Annotated in this window: 7 protein-coding genes and 1 pseudogene; 6 read left to right on the forward strand and 2 right to left on the reverse strand. The window is 61.4% G+C overall.

All coding sequences use genetic code 11. The annotated features are described in order from the left end of the window. The 6 genes and pseudogenes from FXV83_RS43600 to FXV83_RS45520 all read left to right on the forward strand — a co-directional run. Positions 1-300: pseudogene (locus FXV83_RS43600) on the forward strand (hypothetical protein); the annotation flags it as partial. Positions 301-321: 21 nt separating this feature from the next. Continuing rightward, complete coding sequence (tnpA, locus tag FXV83_RS32725) at positions 322-711, forward strand: IS66-like element accessory protein TnpA (protein WP_148743701.1); 390 nt, start codon at positions 322-324, stop codon at positions 709-711. Next, entirely contained in the window at positions 708-1,055 is a 348-nt protein-coding gene (gene tnpB, locus FXV83_RS32730; protein WP_148743702.1) for an IS66 family insertion sequence element accessory protein TnpB, read from the forward strand. Before tnpA ends, tnpB begins: the two co-directional genes overlap by 4 nt. Positions 1,056-1,126: 71 nt before the next feature. Beyond that, a protein-coding gene (gene tnpC, locus FXV83_RS32735) for an IS66 family transposase (RefSeq protein ID WP_148743703.1) occupies positions 1,127-2,778 on the forward strand; the annotation gives its coding sequence in 2 pieces (ribosomal slippage) (positions 1,127-2,426 and positions 2,426-2,778; 1,653 coding nt in all). Then, positions 2,736-3,029 (forward strand): hypothetical protein, encoded by a 294-nt coding sequence (locus FXV83_RS32740; protein ID WP_235940355.1) that lies wholly within the window; start codon positions 2,736-2,738, stop codon positions 3,027-3,029. Before tnpC ends, FXV83_RS32740 begins: the two co-directional genes overlap by 43 nt. A gap of 36 nt (positions 3,030-3,065) precedes the next feature. Further along, positions 3,066-3,416, forward strand: a complete 351-nt coding sequence (locus FXV83_RS45520) for a group II intron maturase-specific domain-containing protein (RefSeq protein WP_275198832.1) — start codon at positions 3,066-3,068, stop codon at positions 3,414-3,416. A gap of 81 nt (positions 3,417-3,497) precedes the next feature. On the opposite strand, the gene FXV83_RS44425 is transcribed toward FXV83_RS45520, so the two are convergent. Further along, positions 3,498-3,659 carry a MerR family transcriptional regulator gene (locus FXV83_RS44425; RefSeq protein WP_235940356.1) on the reverse strand — a complete coding sequence of 54 codons (162 nt, stop codon included), beginning with the start codon at positions 3,657-3,659 and terminating at the stop codon, positions 3,498-3,500. Between the two features lie 579 nt (positions 3,660-4,238). Then, a partial coding sequence (locus tag FXV83_RS32755; RefSeq protein ID WP_148743706.1) for a plasmid pRiA4b ORF-3 family protein occupies positions 4,239-4,616 on the reverse strand: 378 nt, incomplete at its 5' end.

A 4,616-nucleotide genomic window follows, 5' to 3' on the forward strand; every position in this document is an offset into this window, starting at 1 on the left:
TACGCGGATGACTGCAACATTTATGTTCGCAGCCACCACGCCGGCGAACGGGTGAGGGCCTCGATAAGCCGGTTCCTGACCGACAAGCTCCGCTTGAAAGTCAACGAGGCCAAAAGCGCGGTGGCGCGACCCGAGGAACGTAAATTTCTCGGATTCAGCATTGCGAATGACGGGAGCGAGCGACGCATTGCGCCGAAAGCTCTCGACAAGTTCAAAGACCGAATCCGGGAAATCACAGTATCCCTCCGCCGCAGGCCGCCTTGTTCAGTGACAGGTTTCCGACGAAGCATGTGGCTTTAAGGCTAGCCTTAAGGTCGGTTGATGCGGGTAGAAGTTTTGGGCGCGGTTGAGCGTCGCCGTCGCTGGTCTCGCGACGATAAGATGCGGATCATCGAGGAGACGCTGGCGCCGGGCGCGGTGGTGACGGAGATCGCGCGGCGGCACGGCATTGCGACGAGTTTGGTGTTCACGTGGCGGCGGCGGGCCCGCCTGGCGACGGTCGCTGCGGCGGGACCGCGCCTTGTCCCGGTTCAGGTCGCGGCGGCTTCGGCCGAAAGCGTCCGATCGATTGAAGCCCCAGCGGCGATGCCGGCCCGGAAACGACGCAGCCTGATCGAGATCGAGCTCGGTGATGGCAAGCGCGTCAGCGTTGACGAGAATGTCGACGCCGAGGCGTTGGGGCGGGTTCTCGATGTTCTGAGCCGACGATGATCCCGATACCGAGCGGCGTCAGGGTCTGGATCGCCACTGGGCACACGGACATGCGCCGCGGCATGCAGGGCCTGGCCTTGACGGTTCAGGAGAGCTTGAAGCGCGATCCCCATGCCGGCGATCTCTATATCTTCCGCGGCCGTCGGGGCGATCTCGCCAAGATTCTTTGGCATGATGGCATCGGCTTGTCGCTGTACGCCAAGCGCCTGGACCGCGGGAAGTTCATCTGGCCCTCGGCGTCGTCGGGCGCGGTATCGATCTCAGCGGCCCAGATGGCTTATATGCTGGAAGGGATCGACTGGAGAAATCCGCAACTGACATGGCGACCGCAGAGCGCCGGCTGAGCCAAATAAAATATGGGACCCTTGGATTTTAGGGCGCCACAAATCACTGAATTTATGATTCTCTCGTCTGCATGGATACGGCTCGCGACGCTCTTCCCGACGACATAGCCGCTCTGAAAGAGGCGTTGGCGACCGAGCGCGCGAAGGCTTTGGATATCGCAGCGGAGCTGGCGGTCGCCCATGCGAAGGCGTCGGAAGACAGTGCGCTGATTGCCCAGCAAAAGCTGCGGATCGCCAAGCTCGAGCGCCAGATCTACGGACAGCGGTCAGAGCGTTCGTCTCGCCTGGTCGACCAGCTGGCGCTGAGGTTCGAAGAGCTGGAGGCCGATGCGACTGAGGACGAACTCGCGGCGGAGCAGGCCGTCGCCAGGACGACGAGCGTGCGCGGATTTACGCGCACGCGCCCCGAGCGCAATACGTTCCCCGATCATCTTCCCCGCGAGCGCGTGGTGATCGATCCGCCAACGGCGTGTGAATGCTGTGGCGGCAATCGCTTGCGTAAACTCGGCGAAGATGTGACGCGGACGCTGGAATCGGTGCCGCGCCAGTGGAAAGTGGTCGAAACGGTGCGCGAGAAGTTTAGCTGCCGCGACTGCGAGAAGATCAGCCAGGCGCCGGCACCGTTCCATGCCGTTGCAAGAGGCTGGGCTGGCCCAAGCCTGCTGGCCATGATCATGTTCGAGAAGTTCGGCCAGCATCAGCCCCTGAACCGCCAGGCCGAGCGCTACGCTCTGGAAGGGGTGCCGATCGCGCTCTCGACCATGGCCGACGCGGTGGGATCAGTCAGCGCGGCGCTTGATCCTCTGCTTCGCCTGGTTGAAGCCCACGTCATGGCGACCGCGCGCCTTCATGCGGATGATACGACCGTGCCGGTCCTGGCCAGCGGCAAGACCGACACGGGGCGATGCTGGATTTACGTACGGGACGACCGGCCTTTTGGGGGAGCCGGGCCGCCGGCGGCGATGTTCTATTACTCGCGCGACCGCAAGGGCGAACATCCCCAGGCCCATCTGGCCCGATACGTCGGTATCCTGCAGGCGGACGCCTATGACGGGTATAACCAGCTCTATCTGGCTGGGCGTAGTCCCGGACCGATCCAGGAGGCAGCCTGCTGGGCGCACGCACGGCGTCCGTTCTTCGCCATGGCCGATATCGAGGAGAATGCCCGTCGCAAGGCTGCGGGCAAGAAGGAACTCGCGCTGTCGCCGATCGCCATCGAGGTCGTACGTCGGATCGACGCGCTGTTTGAGATCGAGCGAACGATCAATGGCAAGAACGCCGAGGAGCGTCTGGTTGTCCGGCGGACGCTAAGCCGGCCATTGACCGAAGATCTTCACGCCTACATGCGGGAACAGCTTGCTAAACTCTCCCGGGGCACGACCTGGCCAAAGCGTTCAATTACATCCTGAAGCGATGGGCGAGCTTTACTCTGTTCCTTGAAGACGGTCGCGTGTGTCTCTCCAACAACGCCGCCGAAAGAGGACTGCGAGGCATAGCCCTCGGAAGAAAGTCATGGCTGTTTTGTGGATCGGATCGTGGCGGCCAGCGCGCCGCGGCCATGTATAGCCTCATCGTCACGGCCAAGATGAATGGAGTCGACCCGCAAGCCTGGCTGGCCGACGTCCTCTCACGCATCGCCGCTCATCCCGCCCATCGGCTGGATGAGTTGCTGCCCTGGAATTGGACGCCTCCGGCGTCAGCGGTCTCGGTCCGAGCGGCGTGACCACGCACGTCAACAAGGTCCATCACGTCACCACTATCGCCCGCGTTGCCGAACAGCTCGGCGAAGACGAAGACTGGCTACACGACGTCGCCAGCGAGATGGAAATCGAGGACGGTGTCATCTGGGTCTATGGCGTCGGAGAAGACGGCGTCTTGGCGTTCACCGACTTCGGCATTGAGAGCTTGATCGAACTCATCAAGATGTACAAAGAAGATCCTACGCTGCTCAAGCGTTACGATCAGCAACAATGACCAGCATGCGGCCTACGCCGGATGCTTACAAATCACATGCCGGACGCGAGGGATCAGTGCGCAGCAGATGATCGCAGACCTCACGCCATACTCATCGGATGGCGCGGGTACTTCGGCTTCTGTCAGACCCCGCGCGTGCTAACGAACCTGGAAGCCTGGATCCGCCGGAGACTGCGTTTGTATCTCTGGCGGCAATGGCGGAACGGGCATGACCGATTCACAGAGCTTCGCCGCCTCGGCATCGCGAAGTTCGCCGCATCGGTCGCTGCCGGTTCACCGACGGGACTCTGGCGCATGTCCGGACACCCAGCGGTTCAACACGCCCTACGAAATCATGTGTTCGACTCTCTTGGTCTCCCCCGAATCTTCAAGCCTGTGCCGGCTTAAGCCAGTCGAACCGCCGTGGTACGGACCCGTATGCCCGGTGGTGTGGGAGGGGTGACGTCGCGAGACGTCCCCCTATCCCGATCAATCAGCTCCCTCCTCAAGTGGGTATAGGACTGCCTTGCCTATTTTGATGAACGATGGGCCGATCCTATGGGATCGCCAGTTGCGTAGCGTGCCCTCGCTGACTTGGTTGCGGTAGCGCCGAACGACTTCTTCCAGAGTAAGATAGACAGGGGTGGACACAGCTTCTCCCGAGGTAAAGGAAATTGTGCAGCGGCCTGTTGCACAAAGTCGGTGCCCACGTGAATAGATCAGTAGATCGGCTGGCGCTGGGGTGTCGCCATCTCGTCGCTCCGGCGTAAAGCTAAGTCGCTATAGCTGGCAGCAACTCGAAAATCTGAGCATCGAATGGATCATCGTGGCTCGAGTTTTCACGCGCGAAGAATTTTATGAGCTCGTCTGGTCCAAGCCGCTGACACATTTGGCCAAGGAGTTCGCGATCTCCCGCTTGGCTGGTGGGCAAAGAAGGCAGCTGGGAAGAAGGTGAAGCAGGCGGCATTGCCGAAAGCCAAAGCCGGGGCAGCCGACAGGATCACGATCGCCAATGCGGACCTCAGCCGTGAATCCGCTGCGCTCGCGAACGTCCGTGAACAGGCGCCTAGACGCGAGGCAGAGCAGCGGAGAACCTCAAGAATTTGCCCGTCCTTCACGACATCTTTGCCCAATGCCTGCGCTGGAAGGATCGCCTTACCTGACGACGAGCGAATACTCGGTATCCGCTGTAAGCGTAGCGCTGCGGCCCTTTCGATTGGCGCTTGACGCCTATTTTGATCGCAGCTTGTGCCGTCGTGGCTTCCAAATTCCGGACAATGCGTTGACGGCGGCCTCGAGCGCCTTCCGGTCGACGACGTCGGGATCGAACTGTTCGGGCCCCCAGAGGCGCATACGTTCGTGCTCCGGATGGGCGGGGTCGCTGATGGCATCGAGGTATTCGGCATAGCCGGGCGCACCGCCGACGTCCTCCGGAGGACAACGACCGGCGGCCTCGAGCAGGAGGGGAAGTCCCTCTGTCGTCGTGTTGTCGAACCATTTTTCGAGCTTGATCACATGATCCCAGCTGTCGCCGAAGTCATAGAGATAATGGATCGTCTTGGCGCCGGTCTCTTGAACGATATTGGAAAGCCGCGTCTTGCGGGCATC

The organism is Bradyrhizobium hipponense, from assembly GCF_008123965.1.
Classification (GTDB): Bacteria; Pseudomonadota; Alphaproteobacteria; order Rhizobiales; family Xanthobacteraceae; genus Bradyrhizobium; species Bradyrhizobium hipponense.

Coding starts and splice junctions, on each gene's coding strand:
- tnpA (WP_148743701.1), top strand. CDS start 322: ATGCGGGTAGAAGTTTTGGGCGCGGTTGAGCGTCGCCGTCGCTGGTCT.
- FXV83_RS45520 (WP_275198832.1), top strand. CDS start 3,066: ATGCCGGACGCGAGGGATCAGTGCGCAGCAGATGATCGCAGACCTCAC.
- tnpB (WP_148743702.1), top strand. CDS start 708: ATGATCCCGATACCGAGCGGCGTCAGGGTCTGGATCGCCACTGGGCAC.